General features: G+C 71.8%; 27 protein-coding genes and 1 pseudogene. 17 read left to right on the forward strand and 11 right to left on the reverse strand.

Annotation, left to right across the window (positions count from 1 at the left end; translation table 11 throughout):
* Positions 1-678: 678 nt before the first annotated feature.
* From WHN02_RS17845 to WHN02_RS17855, 3 genes are all read right to left on the reverse strand, one after another.
* Positions 679-1,467, reverse strand: coding sequence for a zf-HC2 domain-containing protein (locus WHN02_RS17845; RefSeq protein WP_434743990.1), 789 nt, complete (start codon positions 1,465-1,467; stop codon positions 679-681).
* 85 nt (positions 1,468-1,552) lie between these two features.
* The gene (locus WHN02_RS17850) at positions 1,553-3,421 is read right to left on the reverse strand and encodes a sulfatase (RefSeq protein ID WP_434739869.1); all 1,869 of its coding nucleotides are present in this window, start codon (positions 3,419-3,421) and stop codon (positions 1,553-1,555) included.
* 69 nt (positions 3,422-3,490) lie between these two features.
* Entirely contained in the window at positions 3,491-4,492 is a 1,002-nt protein-coding gene (locus WHN02_RS17855) for a CDP-alcohol phosphatidyltransferase family protein (protein ID WP_434739870.1), read from the reverse strand.
* A gap of 129 nt (positions 4,493-4,621) precedes the next feature.
* Between WHN02_RS17855 and WHN02_RS17860 the strand changes: the two genes are divergently transcribed.
* From WHN02_RS17860 to WHN02_RS17915, 12 genes and pseudogenes are all read left to right on the forward strand, one after another.
* Positions 4,622-5,602, forward strand: a complete 981-nt coding sequence (locus tag WHN02_RS17860) for a zinc-dependent alcohol dehydrogenase (protein ID WP_434739871.1) — start codon at positions 4,622-4,624, stop codon at positions 5,600-5,602.
* 4 nt (positions 5,603-5,606) lie between these two features.
* Positions 5,607-6,005, forward strand: coding sequence for a 6-pyruvoyl trahydropterin synthase family protein (locus tag WHN02_RS17865; RefSeq protein ID WP_434739872.1), 399 nt, complete (start codon positions 5,607-5,609; stop codon positions 6,003-6,005).
* A 4-nt stretch (positions 6,006-6,009) separates the two neighbouring features.
* Positions 6,010-7,209 carry a glycosyltransferase family 4 protein gene (locus tag WHN02_RS17870; RefSeq protein WP_434739873.1) on the forward strand — a complete coding sequence of 400 codons (1,200 nt, stop codon included), beginning with the start codon at positions 6,010-6,012 and terminating at the stop codon, positions 7,207-7,209.
* Positions 7,206-8,027, forward strand: a complete 822-nt coding sequence (locus WHN02_RS17875; protein ID WP_434739874.1) for an SAM-dependent methyltransferase — start codon at positions 7,206-7,208, stop codon at positions 8,025-8,027. The genes WHN02_RS17870 and WHN02_RS17875 overlap by 4 nt, the downstream gene beginning before the upstream one ends.
* Positions 8,028-8,113: 86 nt before the next feature.
* Complete coding sequence (locus WHN02_RS17880) at positions 8,114-9,076, forward strand: lysylphosphatidylglycerol synthase transmembrane domain-containing protein (protein WP_434739875.1); 963 nt, start codon at positions 8,114-8,116, stop codon at positions 9,074-9,076.
* A gap of 60 nt (positions 9,077-9,136) precedes the next feature.
* A complete protein-coding gene (locus WHN02_RS17885; RefSeq protein ID WP_350898213.1) occupies positions 9,137-9,784 on the forward strand; it encodes a GTP cyclohydrolase II in 648 nt (215 codons plus the stop codon).
* A gap of 2 nt (positions 9,785-9,786) precedes the next feature.
* Positions 9,787-10,500 (forward strand): RibD family protein, encoded by a 714-nt coding sequence (locus WHN02_RS17890; RefSeq protein ID WP_434739876.1) that lies wholly within the window; start codon positions 9,787-9,789, stop codon positions 10,498-10,500.
* A 292-nt stretch (positions 10,501-10,792) separates the two neighbouring features.
* Entirely contained in the window at positions 10,793-11,689 is an 897-nt protein-coding gene (locus tag WHN02_RS17895) for a PEP/pyruvate-binding domain-containing protein (protein ID WP_434739877.1), read from the forward strand.
* A 147-nt stretch (positions 11,690-11,836) separates the two neighbouring features.
* A pseudogene (gene soxR, locus WHN02_RS17900) lies at positions 11,837-12,268 on the forward strand (redox-sensitive transcriptional activator SoxR); the annotation flags it as partial.
* A gap of 106 nt (positions 12,269-12,374) precedes the next feature.
* Complete coding sequence (locus WHN02_RS17905; RefSeq protein WP_434739878.1) at positions 12,375-13,160, forward strand: TetR/AcrR family transcriptional regulator; 786 nt, start codon at positions 12,375-12,377, stop codon at positions 13,158-13,160.
* A 3-nt stretch (positions 13,161-13,163) separates the two neighbouring features.
* Positions 13,164-14,162 carry a hypothetical protein gene (locus tag WHN02_RS17910; protein WP_434739879.1) on the forward strand — a complete coding sequence of 333 codons (999 nt, stop codon included), beginning with the start codon at positions 13,164-13,166 and terminating at the stop codon, positions 14,160-14,162.
* Positions 14,163-14,354: 192 nt separating this feature from the next.
* Complete coding sequence (locus tag WHN02_RS17915; protein ID WP_434739880.1) at positions 14,355-14,975, forward strand: GNAT family N-acetyltransferase; 621 nt, start codon at positions 14,355-14,357, stop codon at positions 14,973-14,975.
* Positions 14,976-15,015: 40 nt separating this feature from the next.
* Here WHN02_RS17915 and WHN02_RS17920 read toward each other — a convergent pair whose 3' ends face one another.
* Positions 15,016-16,590: a glutamate synthase-related protein gene (locus WHN02_RS17920; protein ID WP_434739881.1), complete on the reverse strand. Its 1,575-nt coding sequence runs from the start codon at positions 16,588-16,590 to the stop codon at positions 15,016-15,018.
* A 103-nt stretch (positions 16,591-16,693) separates the two neighbouring features.
* Here WHN02_RS17920 and WHN02_RS17925 point away from each other — a divergent pair, with 103 nt between their 5' ends.
* Entirely contained in the window at positions 16,694-17,107 is a 414-nt protein-coding gene (locus WHN02_RS17925) for a type II toxin-antitoxin system Phd/YefM family antitoxin (protein ID WP_434739882.1), read from the forward strand.
* Between the two features lie 362 nt (positions 17,108-17,469).
* Here the strand turns inward: WHN02_RS17925 and WHN02_RS17930 are convergent, their stop codons facing one another.
* The 4 genes from WHN02_RS17930 to WHN02_RS17945 form a co-directional block, all read right to left on the reverse strand.
* Entirely contained in the window at positions 17,470-18,651 is a 1,182-nt protein-coding gene (locus tag WHN02_RS17930) for an MFS transporter (protein WP_434739883.1), read from the reverse strand.
* 39 nt (positions 18,652-18,690) lie between these two features.
* Complete coding sequence (locus WHN02_RS17935; RefSeq protein WP_434739884.1) at positions 18,691-19,197, reverse strand: NUDIX domain-containing protein; 507 nt, start codon at positions 19,195-19,197, stop codon at positions 18,691-18,693.
* A 116-nt stretch (positions 19,198-19,313) separates the two neighbouring features.
* Entirely contained in the window at positions 19,314-19,952 is a 639-nt protein-coding gene (locus WHN02_RS17940) for an SRPBCC family protein (protein ID WP_434739885.1), read from the reverse strand.
* Between the two features lie 3 nt (positions 19,953-19,955).
* Positions 19,956-20,324 carry an ArsR/SmtB family transcription factor gene (locus tag WHN02_RS17945; RefSeq protein WP_434743991.1) on the reverse strand — a complete coding sequence of 123 codons (369 nt, stop codon included), beginning with the start codon at positions 20,322-20,324 and terminating at the stop codon, positions 19,956-19,958.
* A 357-nt stretch (positions 20,325-20,681) separates the two neighbouring features.
* Here WHN02_RS17945 and WHN02_RS17950 point away from each other — a divergent pair, with 357 nt between their 5' ends.
* The 3 genes from WHN02_RS17950 to WHN02_RS17960 all read left to right on the forward strand — a co-directional run bounded on the left by WHN02_RS17950 (position 20,682) and on the right by WHN02_RS17960 (position 23,567).
* Positions 20,682-21,728 carry a DUF559 domain-containing protein gene (locus WHN02_RS17950; RefSeq protein ID WP_434739886.1) on the forward strand — a complete coding sequence of 349 codons (1,047 nt, stop codon included), beginning with the start codon at positions 20,682-20,684 and terminating at the stop codon, positions 21,726-21,728.
* A gap of 202 nt (positions 21,729-21,930) precedes the next feature.
* Positions 21,931-22,797, forward strand: a complete 867-nt coding sequence (locus WHN02_RS17955) for a hypothetical protein (RefSeq protein ID WP_434739887.1) — start codon at positions 21,931-21,933, stop codon at positions 22,795-22,797.
* Between the two features lie 185 nt (positions 22,798-22,982).
* Positions 22,983-23,567 carry a hypothetical protein gene (locus tag WHN02_RS17960; RefSeq protein WP_434739888.1) on the forward strand — a complete coding sequence of 195 codons (585 nt, stop codon included), beginning with the start codon at positions 22,983-22,985 and terminating at the stop codon, positions 23,565-23,567.
* A gap of 3 nt (positions 23,568-23,570) precedes the next feature.
* On the opposite strand, the gene WHN02_RS17965 is transcribed toward WHN02_RS17960, so the two are convergent.
* Both WHN02_RS17965 and WHN02_RS17970 read right to left on the reverse strand, forming a co-directional pair.
* Positions 23,571-23,903, reverse strand: a complete 333-nt coding sequence (locus WHN02_RS17965; protein WP_434739889.1) for a hypothetical protein — start codon at positions 23,901-23,903, stop codon at positions 23,571-23,573.
* Positions 23,900-24,196 (reverse strand): DivIVA domain-containing protein, encoded by a 297-nt coding sequence (locus tag WHN02_RS17970; RefSeq protein WP_434739890.1) that lies wholly within the window; start codon positions 24,194-24,196, stop codon positions 23,900-23,902. The genes WHN02_RS17965 and WHN02_RS17970 overlap by 4 nt, the downstream gene beginning before the upstream one ends.
* A 327-nt stretch (positions 24,197-24,523) precedes the next feature.
* Here WHN02_RS17970 and WHN02_RS17975 point away from each other — a divergent pair, with 327 nt between their 5' ends.
* Positions 24,524-24,763 carry a winged helix-turn-helix domain-containing protein gene (locus tag WHN02_RS17975; protein ID WP_434739891.1) on the forward strand — a complete coding sequence of 80 codons (240 nt, stop codon included), beginning with the start codon at positions 24,524-24,526 and terminating at the stop codon, positions 24,761-24,763.
* 183 nt (positions 24,764-24,946) lie between these two features.
* Here the strand turns inward: WHN02_RS17975 and WHN02_RS17980 are convergent, their stop codons facing one another.
* Positions 24,947-26,416, reverse strand: coding sequence for a hypothetical protein (locus WHN02_RS17980; RefSeq protein WP_434739892.1), 1,470 nt, complete (start codon positions 26,414-26,416; stop codon positions 24,947-24,949).
* Positions 26,417-26,672 lie beyond the last annotated feature (256 nt).

Genomic DNA, 26,672 nt, shown 5'->3' on the forward strand with positions numbered 1-26,672 from the left:
GACAGGAGATCGGAAACATGACACGCCCCATTGCCCAGATCATCGACGAGGTGAAGCGGATCTGGGGTCTCGTGGAGTCCACGGATGAGCCGAGCGGCTTCCGGGCCACCAACAGGAAGGTCGAGTGGCCCACTTCCGGCAATCTCGGCAATTCTGCCGACACCGAAGACCTGAGTAAGGCGTTGACGAACCTCAAGGCATCCGGCCGGATGATCGAAGACGAGAATCAGTACAAGGAGCTTTCCAACGTCTGTGCAGCGGCCTTCGACGGACGATTGGACCCACGTCACCACCGTGACGGCAGGTTTTACCTGGTCAAATCGTCTGGAACGTACACCGGGCCGGACATCGCCACTTTCAGGGAGGTCTGGAGCGCTCGGCTTTCCGAAGAGGAGGCCCGATGGTCGAGGCTGGCATCGGCCGGGAGCGGCTCTGCCGCCCCGGAGACGGCCGCAGCGGCGAGTTCCGTCAGCCCCCGTCCCGTCGGTGGTCCGGCGGCCCCGCCGCAGGAGGGCATTCTCCCCTCGATCAGTCAGGTGCCCGCCCTGCGGTGGGGGATGGCCGCCAAGCCGGGCGTCGATTATCCGTCGGCTGCCGTACCACCAGACCAGGACTCAGCAACCCCCACCGCCGAGCCGGTAGGCGGTTTCGTCGCCCCGGCGACGACGTGCGGGACTGTCAGGCGGCGTGCCGGTCGGTGGAGGCCTGCGCGGAGTGCGGCGGCAGCAGGCGCAGCGTCGCCGGTGGCGGCGGTGCCGTGTCGTCGAGCTGGAGTCGCCACCGCGACCGCGTCGACCGGCGGTGCGGGGGCGGGCCGCCGGCGTGCAGCCCGGGCCGGGACAGCAGGACGGTGATCAGGTAGCCGCCCACCAGGAAGGCGTGGCTGGCCAGTCGGGGCATCGCCACCTGTGAGGTGACCAGGTCGTTCACCGACAGCAGCAGCAGGGTCGCCACGAAGGCGCTGAGCATCGGCAGCAGTCCGGCCGGGGGAGTCCGGCGGAGGGCGACGAAGACGAAACCCGCGCCGACGGCGACGTTCCACGCCGCCGCCTCGTGCCACAGGTGCTGCCCGGACAGGTGGACGTGGTCGGTGCCACCCCGGGCGACCTGGACCAGCCCGAGGACCAACTGCACCGCGCCGAGCAGCCCGAGGGCGGCCCGCAGGCCCGCCACCATCCGGGGTCGCCAGTCCAGGGCGGCCAGTCGCCGTGGCCGGGGCAGGGTCGGGCGCCACCGGCGGCCCGGTGGTGGTGGCGCGGCGGCGGCGGCGAGGATCGCCTCGGTCAGGTCGGGCACCGTCGGCACCACCTGGGTACGCGCCCGCCGGTTCACCCCGGCGACCAGGTCCAACCAGCTCCGGCAGCCCGCACAGGTTTCCAGGTGCCGCTGTACGGCGACCCGCTCGGCGGGCGTCTCCTCGCCGTCCAGCTGTGCCGACAGGATCTCCCGCCACCCCTCACACCCCATGGACAGATAGTCGCTCACCGGCCCGGTCCGGTTCCCGTCGCCCGGCCGACACGTGCCGGGGTGTGCCGACGGCCCGGGGCGCGGTTCACTGGCCGAAGGTGGTCAGGAACCGGTCGCGGAAGCTGCTCATCGGCCACACCGGGGCCTGTGGCCCGGGCTGGAGGCCCTCCTCCCACTCCCAGTCCGACATCTGTGCCAGCACCCCCCGGTCCCGGGTGATGATCGAGATGGGGACGTCCCGGCTGGCCCCGGGGCCGGTGACGACCGGAGCGGGCTGGTGGTCGCCGACCACGACCAGCACCAGGTCGTCGTTGCCGTACCGTTCGACGTACGACACCAGGGACTTCAACGAGTACTCGATCGAGCGGCGGTAGTCGGCGCGGATCTGCGCGGTGGAGCGTCCGACGTCCTCGCCGTCACCCTCCCGGGCCTCGTTGAAGATCGTGCCGTCGCCCATCTGCGACCAGTCCACGATCCGGGGGCGGGGCGTCCAGGGGGAGTGGCTGGTGACCAGGGCGATCTCGGCGAACAGCGGCGCCCGGTCGGGTCGGGACCGCTCCAGCCGCTCGAACGCCCCCAGGGTGAACTGGTCCGGGATCGGGGCGAAGCCGAACTTCGGCCCCTGGTAGCCGAGGGTGCGGGAGTCGTGGAACCGTTCGTAACCGTAGAACTGCCCCTCTGGCCAGGCCCGGGTCACGGCGGGCATCACCCCCACGGTGTCCCACCCGGCCCGCTGGAAGTACCTGTTGAGGGTCATCCGGTCGCTGGCCAGCAGGCTGCGGTGACGCTGGTCGTTGTCGATCCAGAGCCCGGACAGCAGGGTGGCGTGCGCCAGCCAACTGCCCCCGCCGGTGGTCGAGGAGGTGAGGAAGCCGCTGCGGGTGGCGTACCCGGCCTCGCCCAGCCGCCGGTCGCCGTCGGCGAGGACAGCGCCGACCCGGGGGCTGAACTCCGGGTCCTGCACCGCGTCGCGGCCGTAGCTCTCGACGAACGCCACGATGACGTCCTTGCCGCGCAGGCCGGTCAACAACCGTTCGGCGGGGACGGCCTCGAACGGGTCGGCGTCGACCTCGGACCCGAAGGTCTCCCGGTCCTTCACCGCGGCCTGCACCTGTGACACGTGCGAGGTGACCAGGCGGGAGGTGCTGCGGTCGGCGACCGACACGCCCGGGCCGACCCGGATCCCGAACGCGGCACCGGCCACCCAGAGCACGGCGAGGACGGCGACCGCCCGGACCGCCACCCGGTCGTGCCGTACCACCAGGCGGGACAGTCGCAGGGAGGCGAGGGTGGTCAGGGACAGCAGGGCGACGGCGAGCAGCACCGCCCCGACCGCTGCGGCGACGGCGACGGGCCTGCCGTTCGCCTCGACCAGGTAGGAGTAGGTCGGGCCGAGCAGGGACCAGTCCAGGGCGGGGTCGAACGGCCGGGCCAGGGTGGCGAAGAACCCGGTGTCCAGGGCCTTCAGGATGCCGATGGTCCCGAGCAGGACACCGACCAGCCCCGCCAGCAGCCGCCGGGCCCGGCTCCGGGACCGCAGGGCCAGCAGCGCGGCGGCGACGACGATCGGTTCCAACGGGAGCCGGGTGAACACCCACGGTGAGTATCCGGCCAGATGGTTCGGTGCGAGCAGGAGGACCAGCACCAGCAGGACGGCCAGCCCGGTGGTCACCCTGGCACCCACCGTCCGCCACCGGCCCCGTCGCGCACCGGTCTCCGGCTCGACCGCGTCGTGATCCGCCGAACCGTCCGGCCCCTGGGCGTCTGACTCCGGGGCGTCCGGCCCCAGGACGTCCGGCCCCGAACCGTCCGGCCTCGGGGCGTCGGTCTCCGGGGGGCCGTCGGACCGCGGGGCGGGCCAGACGGCGTGCCGCCGCCGGCGTTCGCCGGGGGCGGCCGGGTGGGGACGGGACTCCGGAGCCGGGTCGCGGTTCGGGCGGGTCAGGAACGACAAGCCGTGGTCCTCTCGGGAACGCCGGTCGCCGGGCGGGGCCGGCTCAGGTCGGGTTCGGACGGGCGCGGCTCAGGCCGAGCGGTGGACCGCCAGGCGCGACGATCCGTTCCCGGCGACGGTACGTCCGTCCCGCGCCGACGCCCGGGCCGGGGCCGGGGTGCCGGCCCCCGGCCTGCCCGCGACGGTACGCGTACCGGGGCGCACCCCGACCGTCCGTGCACCCGGGCGGACCGTCCGGAACGCGCCGACCGGGGTGGCCGAGGCGGGGCGGACGACTACCGGCGAGGCGATGGCGGTGCCGTGGCCCACCACCGCAGCGGCACCGGGTCGACCGGAGCGGACGGTGACGGGTGAACCGCCGGAGACCACCGGCGCGGTCGCCCCGTCGGCCGGGCGGTGCCGCCACAACCAGGTGACGTCCCGGCCGAACGACTCGACGAGCAGCGCCAGGGCGACCACGACCACCCCGACCGAGACGGCGGCGGGCAGCACCTGTGCCGCCGCGACCGCCAGGGCCACCCCCTGCACCGCGGCGACCACCTTGCGCCACCTCCGGGGCGGCAACGAGCCGCGCATCCAGGGCAGCACCCAGCTCGCGGCGACGAAGACGTACCGCATCAGGCCGATGGCCAGGACCCAACCCCCGACCGAGGGGACCAGGTACACGCTGAGCACCAGGATGAGGAAGGCGTCGACCTCCATGTCGAACCGCGCCCCCAGGGCGCTGCTCGTCCCGGTCCTCCGGGCCACCTGACCGTCCACCGCGTCCATGGCCAGCGCCACCCCGGCCAGCCCGACGAGCAGCGCCACCGGGGCCGGGGCGGGGTCCACCACCAGGGCGGTGACCCCGCCGACCAGGATCGCCCGACCCAGGGTCACCCGATCGGCCGGTCCGAGCCGGTCCGCTGCGCTGCGTCGCAGGCCGTTGCTGAGAGTGAGGCAGAGGACGGCCCCGTACCCGACGCCGGCCGCCCATCCGGCCGCCGAGAGGCCGACTGTCGAGGCGAGCCCCGCCAGCAGGAGGACCTGCGCGATCAGTCCGACAACCGGACCCGTTCGAACCGTTGGCACCGTTCCTCCGTGGCTATGATCGGAAACTCGCTGACAGGGAACACGGGAAATTCGCCCCAACAGTTCGCCGTGGATGCAGATCACCTACCCCCGGTCGCGATCGGGTACACGACGCAAGGAGAAGTGAGGATGCCGAGAGAGGCGTACGCCTTCTGGTTACGCTCACCCGGTCAGGGCGAGATCCGGACGGTGTCGGTGCCCGATCCCGGCCCGGACGAGGTGCTGGTCCGTACCCTGCACACCGGACTGAGCCGGGGCACCGAGACCCTCGTCTTCACCGGCCGGGTCCCCACCGACCAGTACGCCTCCATGCGCGCCCCGTTCCAGGAGGGGGACTTCCCCGCCCCGGTCAAGTACGGCTACCTCAACGTCGGCGTCGTCGAGGCAGGCCCCGACGACCTCGTCGGGCGGACCGTGTTCTGCCTGTACCCGCACCAGAGTAGGTACGTCGTCCCCGTCGACGCGGTGACCCGCGTACCGGACGGGGTGCCCGCCTCGCGGGCGGTGCTGGCCGGGACGGTGGAGACCGCCGTCAACGCCCTCTGGGACGCCCCGCCGCTGGTCGGCGACCGGGTCACGGTGATCGGTGCCGGGATGGTCGGCAGTTGCGTGGCCGCCCTGCTCGCCCGCTTCCCCGGCGTCGACGTGCAGCTCGTCGACGTCGACCCGGGTCGGGCCGGGATCGCCGCCGCCCTGGGGGTGGGGTTCGCCCGGCCCGAGGACGCGGCCACCGGCCGGGACCTGGTGGTGCACGCCAGCGCCAGCGGGCAGGGGCTGCAACGCGGCCTGGACCTGCTCGCCCCGGAGGGCACCCTCCTGGAGATGAGCTGGTACGGCGACCGGCCGGTGACGGTCGAGCTGGGCGGTGCCTTCCACTCCCGACGGTTGACGGTACGCAGCAGCCAGGTCGGTATGGTGTCCCCGGCCCGCCGCAGCAGCCGCCGCTACGCCGACCGCCTCGCCCTGGCCCTGGACCTCCTCGCCGACCCGGTGTTCGACACGCTGATCACCGGCCGGTCGCCCTTCGTGGAGCTGCCCCGGGTGCTCGACGACGTGTCCGCCGGGCGGTCGTCGGCGCTCTGCCATGTGATCGACTACGACGGAGAGTGAGACCATGTTCAGCGTCACCGTTCGGGACCACATCATGATCGCCCACAGTTTCCGGGGCGAGGTGTTCGGCCCGGCCCAGCGGCTGCACGGTGCCACCTTCGTGGTGGACGCCACCCTCCGGCGGGCCGAGCTCGACGCCGACGGGATCGTCGCCGACATCGGCCTCGTCACCGACGAGTTGAAGGCGGTCCTGGCGCAGCTCAACTACCGCAACCTCGACGACGAGCCCGACTTCGAGGGGCGGAACACCACCACCGAGGTCCTGGCCCGCACCATCGCCGACCGGCTCGCCGACCGGGCCAGGGCGGGTGCGCTGGGCGAGTCCGCCCGTACCCTGGCCGGTATCACCGTCACCCTGCACGAGTCGCACGTGGCCTGGTGCAGCTACGAGCGGTCGCTGTAACAGCATGCGACCCGAGCTGCCCGGCGTGGGCTCGACCGCCGCCGGGCAGCTCGCCGGGCCGGTCGTGGACGTGGTGCTGCCCAACGACATCGACGACCCGGCCACCCCCAGCGGCGGCAACCACTACGACCGGCGGGTCCTCGACGGTCTCGCCGACGCCGGCTGGACGGTCCGCGAGCATCCCGTCGCCGGGGCGTGGCCGCACCCTGACGACCGGTCCCGCTCCGAGCTGGCCCGGGTCCTGGACGGCGTCCCGGACGGCGGGGTGGTCCTCGCCGACGGTCTGGTCGCCTCGGCGGTGCCCGACGTCCTCGCCCCCCACGTCGACCGGGTCCGCCTGGTCGTGCTGGTCCACATGGCGATGGACGACCCGGCCGAGGCCCGCGCCCTCGCCGGGGCCGCCGCCGTGGTCACCACCAGCGAGTGGACCCGACGTCGACTGCTCGACAGGTACGCCCTGCCCGCCGACCGGGTGACGGTGGCCCTACCGGGGGTGGACCCCGTCGACCCGACCCCGTCCCCGGCCGCATCCCCGTCACCGTCACCGTCCCCGGCCGCATCCCCGTCACCGTCACCGTCCCCGGCCGCGTTCCCGTTCTCGGCTGCGGCCTCGGGCACGTTCCCGTCTTCGGGTACCGGGACCGGCGGCGGGCTGCTCTGCGTCGCGGCCCTGACCCCGCTCAAGGGGCACGACTTGCTGGTGGACGCCCTGGCCACCCTCGTCGACAGGGACTGGACCTGCACCCTGGTCGGTTCACCGACCGTCGCCCCGGAGACCGCCGCCCGGCTCGACGCCCGGGTCCGCGCGTACGACCTCGACGAGCGGGTACGCCGGGTCGGCCCGCTCACCGGCGCCCGGCTGACCGCCGCGTACGCCGGAGCGGACCTGCTGGTGCTGCCCTCACGGTCGGAGACGTACGGGATGGTGGTCGCCGAAGCGCTCGCCCACGGGGTGCCGGTGGTGGCCACCACCGTCGGCGGGGTGCCCGAGGCGGTGGGGCGGACCCCGGACGGCGTCCTCCCCGGACTGCTGGTGCCGCCGGACGACCCGGCGGCGCTGGCCGACGCGCTGCGGCGCTGGCTCGACGACGGCGGCCTGCGCGACGAGCTGCGTGCCGCCGCGCGGGCCCGCCGCGACACCCTTCCCGGCTGGCCGAGCACGTCGGCCCGCCTCGCACAGGTCCTGAAAGGGGCGACCGCATGATCGACGAGCTGACCTTCGCGGACTGGCTACGGCTGCGGGAGGACGCCGACGCGGCGGCCCGCGCCGTGGAACTGGTCGACCCGGTGCGCCGTCGGTTGACCGGCCCCGGCCCGCACGTGATCCACGACCTGGGCACCGGCACCGGGTCGATGGGCCGGTGGCTCGCCCCGCAGCTGCCCGGGCCGCAGCACTGGGTCATGTACGACCGCGACGACGACCTGCTGGCCCGGGCGACGGCGGGGATGGCGGCGGTGGCCGCCGTCGACGGGGGTGCGGTGACCGCCGAGACCCGCCGTACCGACATCACCCGGTTGACCCCCGCCGACCTCTCCGGGGCCGCCCTGGTCACCGCCTCGGCGCTGCTGGACATGCTCACCGAGGCCGAGGCGCAGCGGATGGTCGACGCCTGCGCGGGGGCCGGGTGCCCGGCCCTGTTCATGGTGTCGGTGGTCGGTCGGGTCCGGTTCGCCCCGGCCGACCCGCTCGACGCCGAGTTCACCGAGGCCTTCAACGCCCACCAGCGGCGCACCACCGAGGGGCGGGCCCTGCTCGGCCCGGACGCGGTGGAGGCGGTGGTCGACGCCTTCGGTCGGCACGGGGTGCCCGTCCAGGTCCGGTCGAGCCCGTGGCGGCTCGGTGCCGAGGACTCCGCGCTGGCGCTGCACTGGCTCGCCGGGTGGCTGGAGGCGGCCGTGGAGACCCGTCCTGAGCTGGCTGAAGCGGCGGTCGGATACGCTCGTCGTCGGCGGAGCGAGGCGGCCGAGGGTCGACTGCACGTCGAGGTCGACCACACCGACCTGCTCGCCGGCTGCGGGTGAGCCCGGCTCGACCGGGCGACGGGTGAACCTTTCGGGGGCGGGCTGCGTACCTCCCGGCAGCGGATGATGATCTTCGGGAGGTCCGGGTGGGAAGCGGTGCCGACGCCGAGACGTCCTCCCGGGGTCCCCTGCTGCGGACGCTCGCCGGGGTGGCCCTGATCGGGGTGCTGCTCTGGCAGGTCGGCACCGGCCCGGTCCTGGACGGGCTCCGGATGATCGACGGCCCGGCCCTGGCGGCAGCACTCGGGATCGGCGTCCTGACCACTGTCTGCGGGGCGTGGCGGTGGAGCCTGGTCGCCGGTGGACTCGGGGTGCGGCTGCCGTTGGGAACCGCCGTGGTGCACTGCTACCGGGCGATCTTCCTCAACTCCACACTCCCCGGCGGGGTCCTCGGCGACGTACACCGGGCCGTCCGGCACGGCCGGGACGTCGGCGACGTCGGTCGGGGCGTCCGGTCGGTGGTCTGGGAACGGCTCGCGGGCCAGGTCATCCAGGTCGGGGTGGCCCTGGTCCTGCTCTGCGCCCTGCCCTCCCCGGTGCAGCGCTACCTGCCGTTCGTGGCCGCCGTGGCGGTGGCCGGGGGCGTCGTGGTGGTGCTGTCGGCCCGGCTGCTGCCCCGCTCCGGGCCGTCGCGGTGGGCCCGGACGGTCCGGGGGGCCGCCGCCGACATCCGACACGGCCTGCTCGCCGGGCGGGTCTGGGTGGGTGTCGTGCTGGCCACGGTGGTGGCCTTCGCCGGTCACCTGGCCACCTTCCTGCTCGCCGCCCGGGTGGTCGGTGCCGACGCCCCGCTGTCCCGGCTGCTCCCACTGACCCTGCTGGCCCTGATGGCGATGATCCTGCCGTTGAACGTCGCCGGGTTCGGCCCGCGCGAAGGGGTGGCGGCCTGGGCGTTCGCCGCCGCCGGGCTGACCGCCGCCCAGGGTGTGAGCACCGCCATGGTGTACGGGGCACTGGTACTCGCGGCCAGCCTCCCGGGTGCGTTCGTGCTGATCATTCGACGTATTCGGGTACCCGCTCCCGGGCGGGAAAGCGTCGCGGGTGGTTGAGTGTCCGTACACCGGTACGAACGTGTCGGCGCGGTCCGGCAACGTCTGACGGAGGAACGCATGTACGAAGCACTGCCTGTCGCAACGATCCGAACCCAGGTCACGGTGCCGCTGGAGTTCCCCGACGGGTACGCCACCACCGCCCGGGTGTTCACCTTCACCGGGCTGGTCGACGGTCGGGAGCACCTGGCGCTCGGGCTGGGGGAGTGGGAGTCCGCAGTCGAACGGCAGCCGGACGGCTCGGTCGTCCTGGTCCGCCCGCACAGCGAGTGCCTGACCGGGGACGTGTTCGGCAGCCAGCGGTGTGACTGCGGCCCCCAACTGCGGGAGGCGGTCGAGCGGATCGCCGAGGCCGGTGGGTTCCTGCTCTACCTGCGTCAGGAGGGCCGGGGCATCGGCCTGTACGCCAAACTCGACGCGTACGCGTTGCAGGACGCCGGGCTGGACACCTACGAGGCGAACGTGGCCCTGGGGCACGGGGAGGACGAGCGCGACTACACGGTGGCCGCACAGATGCTGGCCGCCGTCGGGGCGTCCCGGATCGCCCTGCTCACCAACAACCCGGACAAGGCCGAGCAGCTCGACCGGCTCGGCGCCGAGGTGGCCCGGGTCGAGCCGACCGGGGTGTTCCTCTCCCCGGCCAACGCCGGCTACCTGGCGGCGAAGGCGAGCCGGGCGCGCACCGCCGATCTGCCGTTCGTGGGGTGACCGTGACCCGACGACCGTACGTGCTGCTCAGCTGTGCCGCTTCGATCGACGGGTACATCGACGACGCCACCGAGGAGCGGCTGCTGCTGTCGAACGCCGAGGACCTGGACCGGGTCGACGCGGTACGGGCCGACTGCGACGCGATCCTGGTCGGCGCGCAGACGGTCCGCCGTGACGACCCCCGGCTGCTGGTGCGTTCGCCGCGCCGCCGCCGGGACCGGGTCGCCCGGGGGTTGCCCGAGTCACCGGCGAAGGTGACTGTGACCGGTGGGGGTGACCTCGACCCGCAGGCCCGCTTCTTCACCACCGGGGAGACCGAGCGGATCGTCTACTGCGCCTCGCAGGCGGTGGCCAAGGCCCGGGAACGTCTCGGTGCCCGGGCCACAGTGGTCGACGGCGGGGAGCCCGTCGACCTGGAACGGGCCCTGGTGGACCTGGCCGGACGGGGGGTCCGCCGGTTGATGGTCGAGGGCGGGGGAGGGATGCACGGGCAGTTCCTGCGTGCCGGTCTCGCCGACGAACTGCATCTGGTGGTGGCCCCCTTCTTCGTCGGGGACCGGCAGGCCCCCCGCTTCGTCGGCGAGGGGCGGTTCCCCTGGCACTCCGGGCGGCGGGCCCGGGTGGCCGAGGTCCGGCAACTGGGGGACGTGGTGCTGACCCGGTACGCCCTCTCGGAGCGCTTCGGCGAGCCCCGGGAACCCGAGTCGATCAGGTGACCCTGGGTGACTTCGTCCGGCCACTGTCGGCCCGTTCGTGCCCGTGTTACCGTCTCGACGCCTACTAATAGTGCAGGCAGCCCCGATGACGTGGCATTCCGACACCCTCGTCACGGAGCGTAAGCGAAATGGGGTGTCCGGGGGATCGCGCAGGCATCTGTACGGATTGCTGACCGATTCGGCCGAGGGTGTAGCCTGAGGCACCCCGATGCTCCTGGAGACGGTGTACGGCGGTCGACGCGGCCACCTCGCGGGTGGCCACCCGCAAACTGATACGGAGGGTGCCGGGAACGTGGCTGCGCCTGGTAGCGAATACAGTCGCCGGCCCTGCGTCTACTTCTCCGCCGACGCCGGTGCGCGCCGTCCGGAGTTGGTCGGTGGGGAGTTCGCCTGCATGAACGAACTCGCCGACGAGGTGCCCCTGCCGACGTCGTTCTGTCTGACCGCGCTCTCCCCGGACGACCTGCTCCCCGCCGAGACCGACGACCTGCGCCGGGTGCTCGCCGGGGCGTACGCCCGGTTGCAGGCGATCACCGGGCAGCCCGATCCACGGCTGGTGGTGCGGCGCTCCACCGGCGGTCCGCTGCCGCAGCCGAGCACCGCGCCCAGTTTCCTCGACGTGGCCGGGCTGAACCGGCTCACCGACGCCGTCCACGAGGTCCTGCGCTGGCCGGCGCCGACCCGGGTGCTGGACCCCCGGCTGCCCCCGGCGGCGCTGGGCGGGCGGGGCCGGTCCGGGGTCCTGGTGCAGGTGTTGGTCCCGGCCGAGGTGACCGCCCAGGTCGGCCCGTCCGCCCCCGGGGCCGGCACCCGGCGGGGGACCGACCCGGTGCCGTCGGGGCGGCCGGACCCCGACCCGTTGATCGGGGTACGCGCCGCCTGGGGCCTGGGGGAGGGGCTGCACGACGAGGAGACCCCCGCCGACACGTACCTGTTCACCGAGAACCTGCGGCTGCTGCAACAGCGCATCGCCAAGAAGGACTGGATGACGGTGCTCGCCGAGGGTGCGGTCATGAGCGTCCAGGTGCCGGCCCGGCTGCGCCTGGTCACCTGCCTCGACGAGGAGCAGGCCCGCCGGGTCAGCAGCCTCTACCTGCACGTACGGCAGCGGCTGCGGCGGGACGTGCGGATGAGCGTGGCGTCGCTGGCCGGGGACCTGGTTCCGATCGCCTGCGCACCGGTGTCCTGACCGTCGTCCCGCCCGCACCGACGGGTTGACCTCAACTGCGGTTGAGATCGCAGGCTGGGTGCAGGACGACACCGTCGTCCCGACCGGTACCCCCCGTTCCGGATGGTCAGCCGGTGCGACAGTCGTGACACCGAGGAGCCCGCCCCCATGCCGCAGCTCGACCCGCAGGTCCTCTGGCTCTCTCCGGGACAGGTGGCGCGCCGCGCCGGGGTCGCCGTCTCCGCCCTGCACTACTACGAGCGGGTCGGGCTCATCCGCAGCCGCCGGACCGGCACCAACCACCGCGAGTACCGACGCGACACCCTGCGGGTCATCGCCTTCATCCGGACCGCCCAGCGGCTCGGGGTCCCCCTGCGGCAGGTCAAGGAGGCCCTCGACCAGTTCCCGGACGGTGAGGTCGCCACCGCCCGGGACTGGGCCCGGATCTCCGAGCAGTGGCGCGACGAGCTGACCGGGCGGATCGAGGAGCTGACCGCCCTGCGGGACCGGTTCGCCGCCTGCATCGGCTGTGGATGCCTCTCCCTGACCTCGTGCCCGTACTCCAACCCGGACGACGTCCTGGGCCTGCAGGGCGCCGGCCCGATCCGTTTCCCCCGACGCGGCGGCGGCAGGTCCGAGACGGTCGACGCCGACTGCGGCACGGGGCGGGAGACCTGCGACCCGACGGCCGGGCATGATGTACCCCATGGCCGGTGACCGCAGGACAGTCGTCGACCCCGCGCGCAGCCTGGCGCTGCTCTGGCGGACCCGGGAGCCGGTCAGCCGGGGCGCACGCCCACCGTTGAGCGTCGACCGGATCGTCCGGCAGGGCATCGACATCGCCGACGCCGAAGGGCTCGACGCGGTGACCATGCGTCGGGTCGGTGAGGCGCTCGGCGTGGGCACCATGTCGGTCTACACCTACGTGCCGGGCAAGACCGAACTCGTGAACGTGATGGTCGACACCGTGTACGCGGAGACCGCCCGCCCCGCCGACCTCACCGGATGGCGGGTCCGCCTGGAACAGATCGCCCGGGAGAACTGGGCGTTGTACCGGCGGCACCCGTGGCTGCTGCGGGCCGAGACCGCCCGCCCGGTCCTCGGCCCCCACCTGCTGGCCAAGTACGACTACGAGCTGACCGCCGTCGACGGGATCGGCCTCACCGACGTCGAGATGGACGGGGTCCTCACCCTCCTGCTCGGTCACGTCCGCAGCGCCGCCCGGGCCGCGGTCGACCAGTCCGAACTGGAACGCGAGACCGGGTTGACCGAGGGGCAGTGGTGGCAGGCGCACGCCCCCTGGCTGGAGCTGTTCGCCGCCGGGGGCGGCTATCCGACAGCGGCCCGGGTCGGCACCGCAGCCGGGCAGGCGTACGGTGCGGCCTACAGTCCCGAACACGCCTTCGAGTTCGGTCTGCACCGGGTCCTCGACGGCATCGCCGTGGTGGTCGCCGACCGACCGGGCGGGCACGAACGACCGACACGAGAGTGACCGATGACCACCAGCACCACGACGCAGGGCTCCCCGGTCGCCGACTGGCGGCCCGCCCGCCGGTTCCCCGAGACCTACCCGGGGGCCTGCCCGCCGGGGCACTACCTCCTCGCCGGTGACCGGGTCCTACCGTTGACGAGCACCGCAGACGGTGGGTACGCCGTCGGCGACGAGCCGCTCGACGCCCTCCTCGCCCGTCGGGGCCTGCCGACCCTGGCGCAGCGGTACGCGGTGCTCGCCTACGGTGCCAACCGGAACCCCGGCACCCTGCACCTGAAGTTCACCCACTACCGGTACGCCACCCCCGCCGGGGGCAGTGTCGTGCCCGTCCTGCGGGCGACCCTCGCCGACGCCGACGTGGTCGCCGGTGGCATCCACGGGCAGGGATACCTCTACGGTGAACTGCTGCTGCACGCTCCGGCCACCCGGGGCACCCGACTCGACGTGCACGTCCTGTTCCTCGACGCCGACCAACTGCGGGTGATGCACGACAGCGAGGGGGTACGCGACGGCACGTACGCCGTGGGTCGGATCCCCGGCGTGCACGTCGCCGGACTCGCCGACCCGATCGCCCCCCTGGGCTACCTGGCGAACCTGCCGGTCTGGTCGTCCCCGGCGCTCGGCGCCCCGCTGGCCTTCGCCGGGGTCCGGTGCCGGGACCGGCGGCTGCCCGCGATGACCACCCCGCAGATGCTGGCCCACGTGCTGCACCAGTGCGGGCTGCGCGACGAGATCCGCGCGGCGACCGCCCTGGCCGACGACGACCACCTCGCCGACGAGCTGATCAAGTTCCTCAACGGCCAGTGGTGGTACACCTTCCACACCGGAGCCGACCCGATCCCGGGCTACCGTCGGGTCCTCGACGCGCTGCGGGCGGCGATGCGCCGCGACGTCGTCGTCACCGGCACCCGGGAACGCCTCGCCGACCTCGGGCTGCTGCTCGACACCGAGCAGGCGTACCGCCCGGACCCGCGGCACACCCTGCTCGCCCTCACCGGTTGAGCCGCTCCTTTCCGCACTCCGCTCACCACCGGGCACCGTCCCGCCCGGCCGGTGACCGGGGTGCCCGCCCGGACGGTGGCCGGTGTGGCCGGTGGTCGGCTGGACCAGGGGCGTCGAGCCCGGACGGGGCAGCCGGGACGGCCCGGTCCCGGGTAGGGTGACCGTCCCCATCCCCCCGACCGGGCAGGTGCCGTGGAACCCTTCATCCGTCCCTACGCCCCGACCGACCTGGACGCGGTCTACGACATCTGCGTCCGCACCGCCGCCGACGGCGGGGACGCCCGGGGGACCTACTCCACCGACCTGCTGATGGGCGACCTGTACGCGGCCCCCTACGTGACCCTCGAACCGGAGCACGCGCACGTCCTCGACGACGGGACCGGACGCGCCGTGGGGTACGTCCTCGGCACCGCGGACACCCCCACGTTCGTCCGCCGCTACCGCGACGAGTGGATTCCCCGGGTGGCGCACAGGTATCCGGTCCCGACCCGCCCACCGGCCACCCCGGAAGAGGCGACCGTCGACAGTCACCACCACCCGGAGCGGATGGTGGTGCCGGCGCTCGCCGACCACCCGGCGCACCTGCACATCGACCTGCTGCCCCGGTGGCAGGGGCAGGGGCACGGTCGACGGCTGATGGCCCGGTTCCTGGCCGGGCTGCACGCCGTCGGCGTACCGTCGGTCTACCTGGCGATGTCGGCCACCAACCACGGTGCCCGCCGGTTCTACGAGCGGCTGGGTTTCACCGAGGCGGTGGTCCCCGACCCCGGGCCCCTGGTCTACCTGACCCGCCCGACCACCCCACCCTGCTGACACGGCCCGTCGCCGACCGGACTTCTCCGGTCGGGTCGGGTCAGCCGACGGCGGTGGCGGAGGGCTCGGCGCTGCCGCCCTGCGGGGCGGTACCCGCCATCAGCCTGACGATCTCGTCCTGGTCGGCCGCCGACGGCATCCCCCACTCCGGACGGTAGCCGTACACCTCCCGCAGCGGGGTGGACGAGGTCCGCCCGTCGAGGATCTCCACCGAGTCGGTGCCGATCAGGCCGGGGTGTTCCACCCCGCACGCCTCGGCCACCTTGATCAGGTCCCGGCGCAGGGTCCGCAGGTAGTTCGCCGCCCGTACCGCCTTCGACGCCGGGTCCAGTCCCCGGGCCAGCCACCGGTTCTGGGTGGCCACCCCGGTCGGGCAGGAGTCGGCGTGACACTGCTGGGCCTGGATGCACCCGATGGCCAGCATCGCCTCCCGCCCCACCGACACCATGTCGCAGCCGAGCGCGAAGGCCATCACCGCGTTCTCGGGCAGGCCCAGCTTGCCGGAGCCGACGAAGACCACGTCAGAGTGCAGGTCCCGCTCGGCGAAGGTCCGGTAGACCCGGGTGAACCCCTGCTGGAACGGCAGCGAGACCGCGTCGGTGAAGATCAGCGGGGCGGCTCCGGTGCCACCCTCCCCGCCGTCGACGCCGACGAAGTCCACGCCCCGGCCGGTGTCGCGCATCAGGTCGGCGAGTTCGGTCCAGAATCCCATGTCACCGACGGCCGACTTGATCCCCACCGGCAGTCCGGTCTCGGCGGCGAGCAGCTCCACCCAGTCCAGGAGGCTGTCGCAGTCGGAGAACTCGGCGTGCCGGGACGGGCTGACACAGTCCTGCCCGACGGGGATCCCCCGGGCCGCGGCGATCTCCGCCGACACCTTCGACCCCGGCAGCAGCCCACCGAGGCTGGGTTTCGCCCCCTGACTGAGTTTGATCTCCAAGGCCCGTACCGGAGCCTCGGCGACGAGGTCCTTGAGTCGACCCAGGTCGAAACGTCCCCGCTCGTCGCGGCACCCGAAGTACGCAGTGCCCAGCTGAAAGATCAACTCCCCGCCCCGCCGGTGGTACGGCGACAACCCGCCCTCGCCGGTGTTGTGCAGACACCCGGCCAGCGCCGCCCCCTCGTTGAGCGCGGCCACCGCCGGGCCGGAGAGCGACCCGAAACTCATCCCGGCGATGTTCACCACCGACTCGGGCCGGAAGGCGTGTGTCCGGCCCCGGGCCGCCCCGAGCACCTTCGCGCTGGGCAACCGCACGTCCTGCCCCGCCGACGGAACCGACGGCGGTACGGGCCGCCCGAACGTCTTGTGCATGATCACCGGGTACCCGGCGGTGTGCTCGACGTCGTTGTCGGTACCGAAACCGAAGTAGTTGTTCTCCTGTTTCGCCGAGGCGTACACCCAGCGACGCTGGTCCCGGGTGAAGGGTCGTTCCTCGTCGTTGCCGGCGACGATGTACTGGCGCAGCTCCGGCCCGATCGACTCCAACAGGTACCGGGCCCGACCGATCAGCGGATAGTTGCGCAGCAGGGCATGGTCACGCTGGAGCAGGTCCCGGGCGGCGAGGGCCGCGAGCGCGGCGACGGCGGCTGGTACGGCACGGTTTACCCACTTCATGCCCGCCATCCTGACGGGAATCCCGCCGACCTGCACGGTCGGGGGTGCCGGGCATCGACAACGGTACGGTTGGAATGTCGTACCCGTGTTGCACCATCGACGCATGGTTGCCACCGCTCTACCCCACGACGACGGTCAGCCACGCGCCCTCCCGCTGCGGGAGGCCCGCACCCGGCTGACCCAGATCGTCGCCATGGCCGAGTTGACCGACACCGTCACCATCGTCACCCGCGACCGGGACACCCGCCCCGTCGCCGCGATCGTGCCCGCCGCCGCAGCCCGCACCCAGGCTCAGGCCCGCGCCGACGCCGACCGGATCGCCGCCGTCACCGCCGGATGGGCCCGCCGACTCGACGCCGCCCACCAGCAGAGCGCCCGTCGCCACGCCGCCGAGCTGCGCGCGGTCACCGACGCCCTCGCCGCAGCCTGGGCCGAGCTCGACCGCCGCGCCCAGCCCGGCGGCGACCCCGCCCTGGAACGCCTCCGCGCCGCCCACGCCGACCTCCTGACCCACTGACCTCCTGCCCACTGCCTTTCTTGACCCCTGCCCTTCTTGACCCCTGCCTTTCTGACGACCACCCCCACGCACCGAACCAGCCCACCCGCCCCGCGTGCCTCACCCAGCGCTGTCGCACGTGGCGCGCTGTGACGTTGTGGGCTTGCCCTGCGCTGCCGTGTGGGGTGTGCTGTCGCGTGCCCTGCGACGTCGCGCGGGCCACCGCGCGCAGTTGCCCGCTATCGCGGGCCTGGCTGCGACGTCTCGGGTCGCGTCGCAGATCTTGGAAGGATGTGGCCCCTCTGGGGGCCGCCTCGTGCCTTGAATCCTGTCGTCCGCCGCCGTCGTCGTCGTCGTTCGGCGGTACTCGCCAGTGATCGGCGTCAGGGGGTGGTGGGTTGGGGTGCGCTTCGGCTGGGGGCGAGGGCGTCGCCGAGGCTCGTCACCAGGGCTACCCCGGTCAGCAGGCCACCGGCGAGGAAGGTGGCACGTGGTCCCCAGGCGGGCAGGGCCACCCCACCGAGCAGGGAACCGGCGGCGACACCGAGGTTGAACGTCGCCGAGTTCGCCGCGAATCCGACCTCGGTGCGGCCGGGGGCGACGTGCAGGATTCGGGCCTGGGTGACCAGGAAGACCGGTACGGCCGTCGCGCCGAGCAGCGCCAGCAGGCCGACCACCACGGGGCGTACGGGGGCGAACGCCCAGAGTCCGACCATGGTGCCTGCCTGTCCCGCCACCGTGGCCGTGAGACAGGTGCCGGGGAACCGGTCCACGAATCTTCCCACCAGGGTGACCCCGACGAGACCGGCTGCCCCGAAGACGAACAGCAGCGCACCGACGGTGCCGGCGGGGAACCCGGCTGCCTCGGTGAGGAACTGTGCCACGTACGTGAATCCGGCGAACATGCCGGTGACCGAGACGGCCGTGGTCAGCAGGACGGCCGCGTACCGGAGGGGGTGTGGGGAGGTGGACCGGGTGCCGTGGCCGTGCTGCGGTGCCGAGGTGGGCAGCAGGGCCGCCACCAGCGCGGTGACCAGCACCGCCAGGACTGTCAGCACCAGGAACGGGATTCGCCACCCGGCCCGTTCACCCAGCCAGGTCCCGGCCGGGACGCCGAGGACGGTGGCCAGTGATCCGCCGACCGACACCGCTGCCACCACCCGTCCGCGTACCCCGGTTCGGAACAGCCCCACCGCGACCGGGACGGCGACCGCCCAGAAGACGGCCTGGGCCAGCGCGGTGGCCACCCGGGCTCCCACCAGCACCGGGTACGACGAGGTGACGACGGTGACGGCGCTGGCCGCCCCGAGCAGGGCCAGCACCCCGGTCAGCAGGTACCGCCGGGGTACGTCCCGGGTCAGGTACGCAAGCGGCAGGGACGCCACCGCGACGGTCAGGCCGTACCCGCCGACCAGCAGGCCCCCGGCGGGGACGGAGACGCCCAGGTCGGTGGCGACCAGCGGGAGGAGACCGATGGGCAGGTTCTCGGTGGTGTTGAAGGCGAACGCGGAGGCCGCCAGGGCCAGCAGGACGACGAGTCGTCGGGTCGGTTCACCGCCGACCATGACGGCTCACCGCCCGCCGACCTGACGGGCCACGACGGGTCACCGCCCGGCGAGGAAGTCGGCGAGGACCCGGGTGTGGGTGTCGAAGGCCAGTTCCTGGGGCTCGGTGAGTACCAGCCACTCGGTCGCCTCCTCGGTGGGGGCGGACGGGGGCAGTTCGTCGGCGGGGCGTTCCGGCAACGTACCGAAGATCATGATTGTGCCGCCGGTCGGTGCGCCGTGCACCGCGAACAGTTCGGCCTGGGCGGCCGGGGCGACCAGGCCGGTCTCCTCCCGCAGTTCCCGGACCAGCGCGTCGGACCACTCTTCGCCGTACTCGATGAAGCCGCCCGGCAGCGCCAGCTCGCCACGGGCGGGCTCGATGTCCCGGCGGACCACCACCACCCCCAGCCCGGTGTCGGTCCGCACCGGCAGGACGGCGACGGCGACCGGCAGGGGGTTGCGCCACACCGTCTCGCCGCAGCCCGTGCAGTTGCGGGGCCAACCGGCCGATGCCGGGTAGCCGGTGCCGCAGAAGGAGCAGTGCGAGAAGGGTACGGCGCTCACGTGGCAGCACGTTACCCGCTCGACCGCCCCTCGGCACCGCCCCTCGGCACCGCCCCTCGGCACCGCCCCTCGGCACCGCCCCTCGGGACCGCCCCTCGGGACCCCGGTCGACTGCGTCAGGCCGGGGTGGTGCCGGTGTAGAAGGCGGCCGTCCGGTCGGCTGCCGCCCGGGCCTGCTCCGGGTCGGCCCCGGCGGCCACGGCGACGGCGTACCAGCGCTCGCTGGCCAGGGTCATGAACCGTCGACCCTCCTCGGTGCCCGCCCAGACCGCCCCCTCTGCCGGGTCCATTCCGGCACCCGAGGCCAGGTGCAGGGCCAGCCCGAGCAGGGCGCTGTCCCACCCGACGCCCGCCGCGCCCGGGCCGTACTCCTTCCACCGCTCGTCGTCGACGTGGGCGATGTGCGCCAGCTCGAACCGGGTGCCCCCGGCGGGGTCGTCGCCGATCCGTACCTCGATCCAGCTCGTCTCGCCGCCGAACTCCCAGGTGGCGGTGAAGCCCTTCGGCGGGTCGCACTCCTCGACGGTGCCGCCCGCGTTGCCCTCCAACTGGTACCGCCCGTGTAGCCGCAGGTCACCGGTGATCGGCAGTAACCACCGGGGGATCCGCTCGGGGTTGGTGCAGGCGTCCCAGACGTCTTCCACGGACGCGTCGTACGTCTGGCTGATGGTGGTCACCCGGGCCTTCCCGGCGGGCAGCGTACGGGTGCCGACCTGGCGTTGCACGGAGTCGATCTGGTGGTTGACGTCGATCATCGGTCACTCCTCGGTGTCTGTGGGGTGGTCGTCGGTCGGTGGGTGCAGTCGGCGTTCCCGTCTGCCCCGGGCCAGCTCGGTGGCGAGGGCGTGCAGTGGCGGGGTCCAGAATCGACGGAAGGTGTCGAGCCAGGCGTCCACCTCCCGCAGCGGCTGTGGATCCACCGCGTAGAGCCGTCGGGTGCCCTGCGGACGTACGGTGGCGAACCCGTTGTCCCGCAGCACCCGCAGATGCTGGGAGACCGCAGGCTGGGAGATCCCGAACTCCGCCCCGATCACCCCGCAGACGTCCCCTGCACTCTTCTCACCCTCAGCCAGCAGCTCCAGGATCCGTCGCCGAACCGGATCGCCCAGCACGTCGAACGCATGCACCCCCACTGTCTATCACCCCCCTCTTATATAAGCCAACCCTACCCACCCGCCACCCCACCACCCCCCACGCTGCACGCCGCCACGCTGCACGCCGCCACCGCACCACCCCCACGCCGACGCTGCATCACCCCCACGCCAACTCCCCACGCACGTGCCGCACCCGACCCCCACGGCCCCCATGATCGTTTGTCGGAAAGCTTTGCGACACGCCGATGAACATGTCGGTTGGTGTCCAACGATCATGCCCCTCTACCACAGCCCCGCCGACCACCCCTCGTTTTCCACAACCCACCCACTGTCCACAGCCACGCAGCCAACGGGTTGCCGGAAACTGCCCCCTCCCTCCACCCTCCCCTCGTGAACCCTGCCCTCGACGCCCTCTTGGCCCACCACGACGGCCTGATCACGCGGGCCGTAGCGCTCCAGGTCGTCCCCGCCCGGGTCCTGGAAGGCGCGTGTCGCCGAGGTGACCTGCTGCGGGTGCTCCCCACCGTCTACGTCGACCCGACCCGGGTTCCGCTCGCGCCCCACCCGCTCCCCGAAGCCCGGGGCGCCTCCCGTTCCCCGGTGCTCCGGGCGTCCGGCGAACAGCGGCGCGTCCGGTCCGATCTGCTCACCCGACTCCCGGCGCCGATCGCATGGCAGGCCGCCCTCGACTACGCCGACCACCCGCCCGTCCCCCGCACCTTTCCGGTGTACGCCGCCGGTGGTGCGGCCCTCGGCAACCGCACCGCCCTCGCGGTGTGGGGCCTGCGTCGGCAGCCACCCGGCGAACCCCTGCACCTGGAGGTCCCGCCTGGCGGCGGCCTGCGCACCCGCCCCGGACTGGTCGTGCATCGTCGGAATCTGGCCGGACAGGTGGTGACCAGGCAGGGCGTGTCAGTCGTCCGACTGGAACGGGCGCTCGTCGACTCGTGGCCCCTCCTCCCGGCGTTCGACCGGCGTGACCCGCTGATCCGGGCGGTCAACGACGGGTTGACCACCCCTGACCGGGTGGCTGCCGCGCTGGCCGGGGCGCCCCGCCTCACCGGCCGGGCCGAGCTGCGTACCCTGCTCGACAGGTTGCACGCGGGCTGCCGGAGCCCGCTGGAGATCTGGGGACACGACAGGGTGTTCGTCGGCCCCGGAATGCCCCCGCTGCGCCGTCAGTTCCCGGTCCGCCTCGGCGCGCGGACCGTCCACCTCGACGCCTACGCCGAGGTGGAACGGGTCGACTTCGAGCTAGACGGGGCGACCACCCACGGCGACCCCCGGCAGCGGGAGGTCGACCTGCGCCGTGATGCCCTGCTGGCCACCCGGGGAATCCTGGTGGTCCGGTTCGCCCACCGCCGCCTCGTCCACGAACCCGACGAGGTACGCCGGGAGGCCCTAGCCATCCTCGCCACCCGCCACCCGCCGCCGTAGGGCCTGAGCGTTCACCTGGGCGCCCGCCGCCGTAGGGCCTGACCTGGGATCGGGCTCGCCGGTGCCCGACCCCGGTCGGCTCGTCGCCTTCGTGTCGGAAGGACTGGTTGGCGGCCAGGCCGGTGAGCAGGGAGAGCGCGGTTCGTCCGGGGCGTCGGGGTGCTGGTGGGAACGGATCGGCCACCCGGCACGTCGGAGGGGTATGACGAACTTTCCCGGCGTACGCGCCGCTGCTGTCCTGCCGTTGTTCCTGCTGGCCCTCGCCGCCTGCGCCGCCGAACCCGGCGACACCTCAGGCGACGCGCGCGAGGGCGGCCCCCCGTCGTACGGGGCCGACGAGGTGGTGCTGCGCATCGACCAGGAGGGCGGGTTCGTCATGCCGACGGCGCTCGTCACCCGACTGCCCACCGTCAGCGTGTACGGCGACGGCCGGATCGTCACCGAGGGACCGGTGGTGGCGAAGTACCCCGGTCCGGCTGCGCCGAACGTGCAGGTGACGACTGTCGACGCCGATGAGGTGACCCGCCTGGTCGAGCAGGCCCGGGAAGCCGGTGTCGGGACGGCCGCCGACCTGGGGGCACCGCCGGTCGCCGACGTCCCGTCGACCCGGTTCACCGTCCGGGGTGCCACCGGGGTCGAGGAGACCGAGGTCCAGGCCCTCGACGTGGACTCGGGGTTGACCGCCGACCAGGTGGCGGCCCGGGAGAAGCTGCGCACCTTCGCCCAGTCGCTTATCGACACCGGTCAGGCGGCCGGGACCGGTGGCACGAAGCCGTACCAGCCGACAGCAGTCGCCGCCGTCGTCACGCCGTGGACGGCCGACGAGGCGGCGGGCGAGCAACCGAAGGTGGCCTGGCCCGGCCCGAACCTGCCCGGCGCCCCGCTGGCCCCCGGCGTCGACCTGAGTTGCGTGACTGTCACCGGTGACCAGGTCCGGCCGCTGCTCGACGCCGCCGGGAGGGCCAACGCCGCTACCCCGTGGACCTCGGGCGGAAAGTCGTGGACGGTCGCCCTGCGTCCGCTGCTGCCCGACGAGACCGACTGCGCCGACCTCGCCGCAGCCCGCTGATCCGACCACCTTCCCTCGGTACGGAGCCGGGTGACCCACTCACACTGCGTCACCCGGTCGAGCCGTCAAGGCGGCGACCTCGTCGGGAGGTCTTTGTCACGGCGACTTCTTCCGGCGTCGGCTGAACTTCGGCGGTGCCTGCTGCGATGTATGGGGTGTCAACCTCCGTCCCGCAGGAGCACCACATGGATCCGAACAACCCCTGGCAGCAGAACGTGCCGAGCTTCTCCTTCACCGACTACGACCCTGAGGACACGAACTTCTACGCCGCCATGCAGTCTCCTCGACCGGGGTTCTCGTCGCAGCGTGAGTCGTCGTTCCATGAGAAGGTCAAGGGTGTGGTGCGCACCTTCAACCACGGCATGGACATGTTGCCCCCCAACGTCGAGCGCACTGTCGGGGGACTGAGGAACCAGCTGAACACCAGTGACGCCTCTAAGCGTCCTCATCGCGACAAGAAGACGGGCCAGGACACCATGATTCCGGTTGATGAGAGGGCCAGGGATCGTCAGAACTACTACTACCTCAACGAAATGCAGAAGGCACTCGCAGACGGCAGGTGTGCGAACACGGACCTCTACGCCGCAGTCTCGGGGGCGATGGAAAGGTTCAACACGAACCGAGACCGAAGAGGTTCGAGGGGTTTCGCCACCGCGGAGCAGTTGCTGAATTCCGGGACGTCGGGTCAGCGGCCTGGCGGGTACGTGCAGTACCAGCCGCCGGGCGGGCATTCGGCGGGTTCCTCTGGTGGTCAGCAACACACTCGGTGACAGTCAGCGAGCGGTCGGGCCGACGTCGAACGTGGCCCTTCGGGGTAGCGGCCGACGCTCGGCTTGCCTGCCGGGCTCGGGTGGAGGTGGGGCGGGGCGAAGACCGGCGAGCCGGACGAAGATCTCTCGTTTGACTGTGGCGTCGCCGCGTCTGCCGATGACGTACCCGGTCATCCAGACCCACCCATGATAGGTCGGGCGGTCGGAGACGGAGACGACCCGGAAGGTGAGGGCGCGGGCCCCGGCGAACTGCACCGAGGCGCGCTCGTCGACGATGAGCAGGTCACCGGGGTGGGGGCGGCCGTCGGTTCGCCCCCGGGGTCGCGGAAGGGTCACCACCGGCCCCGGTTGGGCGGGGTGAACTCCTCCGGTGGCCGACACTCCCGGGCATGCATCGTCTGCCAGTCCCGTAAAGCCCGCCGAAGCCGTTCGTTCTCCTGACCGAGCAGCCGCATCTCGTCCTGGAGAGAGGTCAACTCGTCGGCCAACCGGGCCTGGAACCGGCGTACCTCGGCGGGGTCGACGCCCCGCCACCGGGGCTCGAACTGCTGGTAGCGCACCTCACGTGGGGTCATCCGGGCGGGTCGGCCGGTCCCGAGGGGCTGGCCGGAGCGGTACACCTGAGCCACGACGGTCCTTTCCGAAGACACGATGGAACACGGGACGTGATCCGGTCCGGGGTGGAAGGGCGGGCCGTCCACAGGGGCGGCCTGCGGACGACCCGCCCGCTCGGCCGTCGCAGCTTCGATCAGCGGTACGACGGCAGAGCAGCCCTGGTGGTCGGGGCAGGCAAACCACACCCACCCCGACCAGAGGGGTGGTGCCTCTCATCTCGTTGCCACGCAAGGGAGAGGCGCATGCATCAACTTAGCTGTCCCAGTCAGCTTAGTCAAACTCTGAGTTGTCGCCGCGTGTCCTTGCGTGATCGAATTGGGCTGCCACGCAAGGGGAAGGTCATGCCGATCACCGCCGACTACATACGCATCGCAGACGAAATCGTCGCCTCCGTAAGCGCCAAGAAGCTCAAGCCTGATGACCGGCTGCCCTCGATCAACGAGCTGGCGATGACTCATCAGGTGAGTCCATCGACGGTGAAGATGGTCTACGTGCGGCTGGAGGCGTTGCGGGTGATTCGGCGGCACCAGGGCAAAGGGGTCTTCGTGAACGACCCTCGCCTGTGGATGCGCGAACCCTGACAGCGCGTGTCTCGACAGCTGGATCTCGACAGCGTGAACCCTGGCGGCAGCGGGCTGGATGTCGGGGTCAGATGATCGTCTGCGGTTGACAGACCACTGGTACGGCGTGTCAGGCACGTCAACCGCAAACGATCCCGGGCACCCCGAGAGTCCCCGCCTGGAGGCAGTGAAGAAGGTGACGGGTCAGTGCCGGCCGGGCGTCGACTGGCGGCGGGGCTGGTTCCCGCCCGGGGTGTCGAACGGACGTGCTGGACTGGGTGGCGCGGGGTAATAGTGCCGGCGGCTCGGGTCGGCGGCGAGCGGCGAGGGGGACCGTTCAGGGCTGGACCACAGGGGTTCGGGGGTCCACTCCGGACTGGATGGGGAGGGATCGGGGGCCGGGCAGCTGAGTTGTGCGGCTGCGGAAACGGTCGCGTCGTGCGAAGAAGAGCCCCGTGGCGACATGTTTCGTCTCACCCCCACGCCTGCCTGTGCTTTTTTGCCGTTTCCTCTGTCTTCCCATATTATGCGATAATATTCTTTCCCGATTTTGTGGTCGGGGTGATTTTCGAAACTCCGGAGATGTCCGTTCGTTAGAGTGTCCTTACGTAGACCTGTCAGGCCTGCCTTGTCGGCGAAGAACTCTTTGAGTGCCCTGAAGCTCAGGGGGACTGTTGGGGTTCGGTGGCCGGTCTTCTTGTCGGGTGGTGTGAGGCCGTCAAGGTATTCCTGGTAGCTGGCTCCGGTCTTGTAGAAATTGACAGGAATCGTACTGAGGTCTCCTTCTCTGACTCCCACGCCTGTGACGCGGCTTTGGTTGGTGTCCCATGTCAATCGGTAATGCATCGGGCGGATGCGGTGTTCGGGATCGTTCTCGAAATCTCGCAGTTTGCCGTTGTTGAGGCGAGAGAGGTCCAGTGTCCTCTGGCCCTTGTTGGCGAAGAACTCTTTGAGTGCCCTGAAGCTCAGGGGGACTGTTGGGGTTCGGTAGCCGGAGCGGTCGGGTGGTGTGAGGCCTTGCAGGTATTCCTGGTAGCTGGCTCCGGTCACGTCGTAATTGGCAGGAGCTGTTCTGAGTCTTTCTCTGTTCACTCCCACCCCTGTGGGGCGCTTGTTTTTTCGTACTATTCGATAGTACTTCGGGGAAATCTTGTGTTCGGGATCGTTCTCGAATTTTCGTAGGACTTTGTTGGTGAGGCGGGAGGTGTCGATGCTCTTCTTGCCCCTGGTGGCGAGGTGTTCGTTGATGATTTCGAGGTTCAAGGGAACCGTTGGATTTCGGTAGCCGTCGTGGTCGGCTGGTGTGAGACCGCTCAGGAAGTCGTGATAGTCGGGGTCGGTGGTCGAATCGGGGAGACTGGCTACGTCGGAATCCTCGCCCGGTTGGAGTTCGTGGGCGGTGGAAGGCCAGGCAGTCTCTGGATCGAAGGATATGCCGACAGCCAACCCATCATTGTCGAAATCGACCTTGTATGTTGCGACATCGATTCCATGCGCAAATTCATAGGCCACCAGGTCCGAGATTCTTATGTTCTCGGGTTTCCGGAATTCCCGCCTTGATTCCGGAGTTGCGAGCCATGCGCTGACATTCTCACGAGTGGGTGGAAGGTCGGGGCCGAACTGGTGTTCCTTGCCCGAGTGGTCTGTATCGGACGGATGGCCTTGCCTGTCCATGGTCTGCTCCTTCTGGTGATGCCGAGCGTCACGCCGCAGTCTGCGTGTGCCACTCTGGCGGGCCTGTTCGAGTGGCCCCGGGGTTTGCCTGCGCCGAGAGCGGCCTGGGCCATCTTATGGGAAAAGCGGCAACTCGTCCGGACTCGACGACTCGTTCCGGGCATCGATCCACGATAAATAGTAGGCTTTGCCGGAGTTCATTACATAGAACCAGCCCTCTGAGCTGGGAAGATAGTAATCCGTCGCGTCGGCCACC

Origin of the sequence: Micromonospora sp. SH-82, from assembly GCF_051132485.1 — a bacterium.
In the GTDB taxonomy this organism is placed as follows: domain Bacteria; phylum Actinomycetota; class Actinomycetes; order Mycobacteriales; family Micromonosporaceae; genus Micromonospora.

Coding starts and splice junctions, on each gene's coding strand:
- WHN02_RS17885 (WP_350898213.1), top strand. CDS start 9,137: ATGTACGAAGCACTGCCTGTCGCAACGATCCGAACCCAGGTCACGGTG.
- WHN02_RS17870 (WP_434739873.1), top strand. CDS start 6,010: ATGCGACCCGAGCTGCCCGGCGTGGGCTCGACCGCCGCCGGGCAGCTC.
- WHN02_RS17925 (WP_434739882.1), top strand. CDS start 16,694: ATGGTTGCCACCGCTCTACCCCACGACGACGGTCAGCCACGCGCCCTC.
- WHN02_RS17905 (WP_434739878.1), top strand. CDS start 12,375: ATGGCCGGTGACCGCAGGACAGTCGTCGACCCCGCGCGCAGCCTGGCG.
- WHN02_RS17875 (WP_434739874.1), top strand. CDS start 7,206: ATGATCGACGAGCTGACCTTCGCGGACTGGCTACGGCTGCGGGAGGAC.
- WHN02_RS17975 (WP_434739891.1), top strand. CDS start 24,524: ATGCCGATCACCGCCGACTACATACGCATCGCAGACGAAATCGTCGCC.
- WHN02_RS17955 (WP_434739887.1), top strand. CDS start 21,931: ATGACGAACTTTCCCGGCGTACGCGCCGCTGCTGTCCTGCCGTTGTTC.
- WHN02_RS17860 (WP_434739871.1), top strand. CDS start 4,622: ATGCCGAGAGAGGCGTACGCCTTCTGGTTACGCTCACCCGGTCAGGGC.
- WHN02_RS17940 (WP_434739885.1), bottom strand. CDS start 19,952: ATGATCGACGTCAACCACCAGATCGACTCCGTGCAACGCCAGGTCGGC.
- WHN02_RS17845 (WP_434743990.1), bottom strand. CDS start 1,467: ATGGGGTGTGAGGGGTGGCGGGAGATCCTGTCGGCACAGCTGGACGGC.
- WHN02_RS17960 (WP_434739888.1), top strand. CDS start 22,983: ATGGATCCGAACAACCCCTGGCAGCAGAACGTGCCGAGCTTCTCCTTC.
- WHN02_RS17910 (WP_434739879.1), top strand. CDS start 13,164: ATGACCACCAGCACCACGACGCAGGGCTCCCCGGTCGCCGACTGGCGG.
- WHN02_RS17920 (WP_434739881.1), bottom strand. CDS start 16,590: ATGAAGTGGGTAAACCGTGCCGTACCAGCCGCCGTCGCCGCGCTCGCG.
- WHN02_RS17980 (WP_434739892.1), bottom strand. CDS start 26,416: ATGGACAGGCAAGGCCATCCGTCCGATACAGACCACTCGGGCAAGGAA.
- WHN02_RS17865 (WP_434739872.1), top strand. CDS start 5,607: ATGTTCAGCGTCACCGTTCGGGACCACATCATGATCGCCCACAGTTTC.
- WHN02_RS17930 (WP_434739883.1), bottom strand. CDS start 18,651: ATGGTCGGCGGTGAACCGACCCGACGACTCGTCGTCCTGCTGGCCCTG.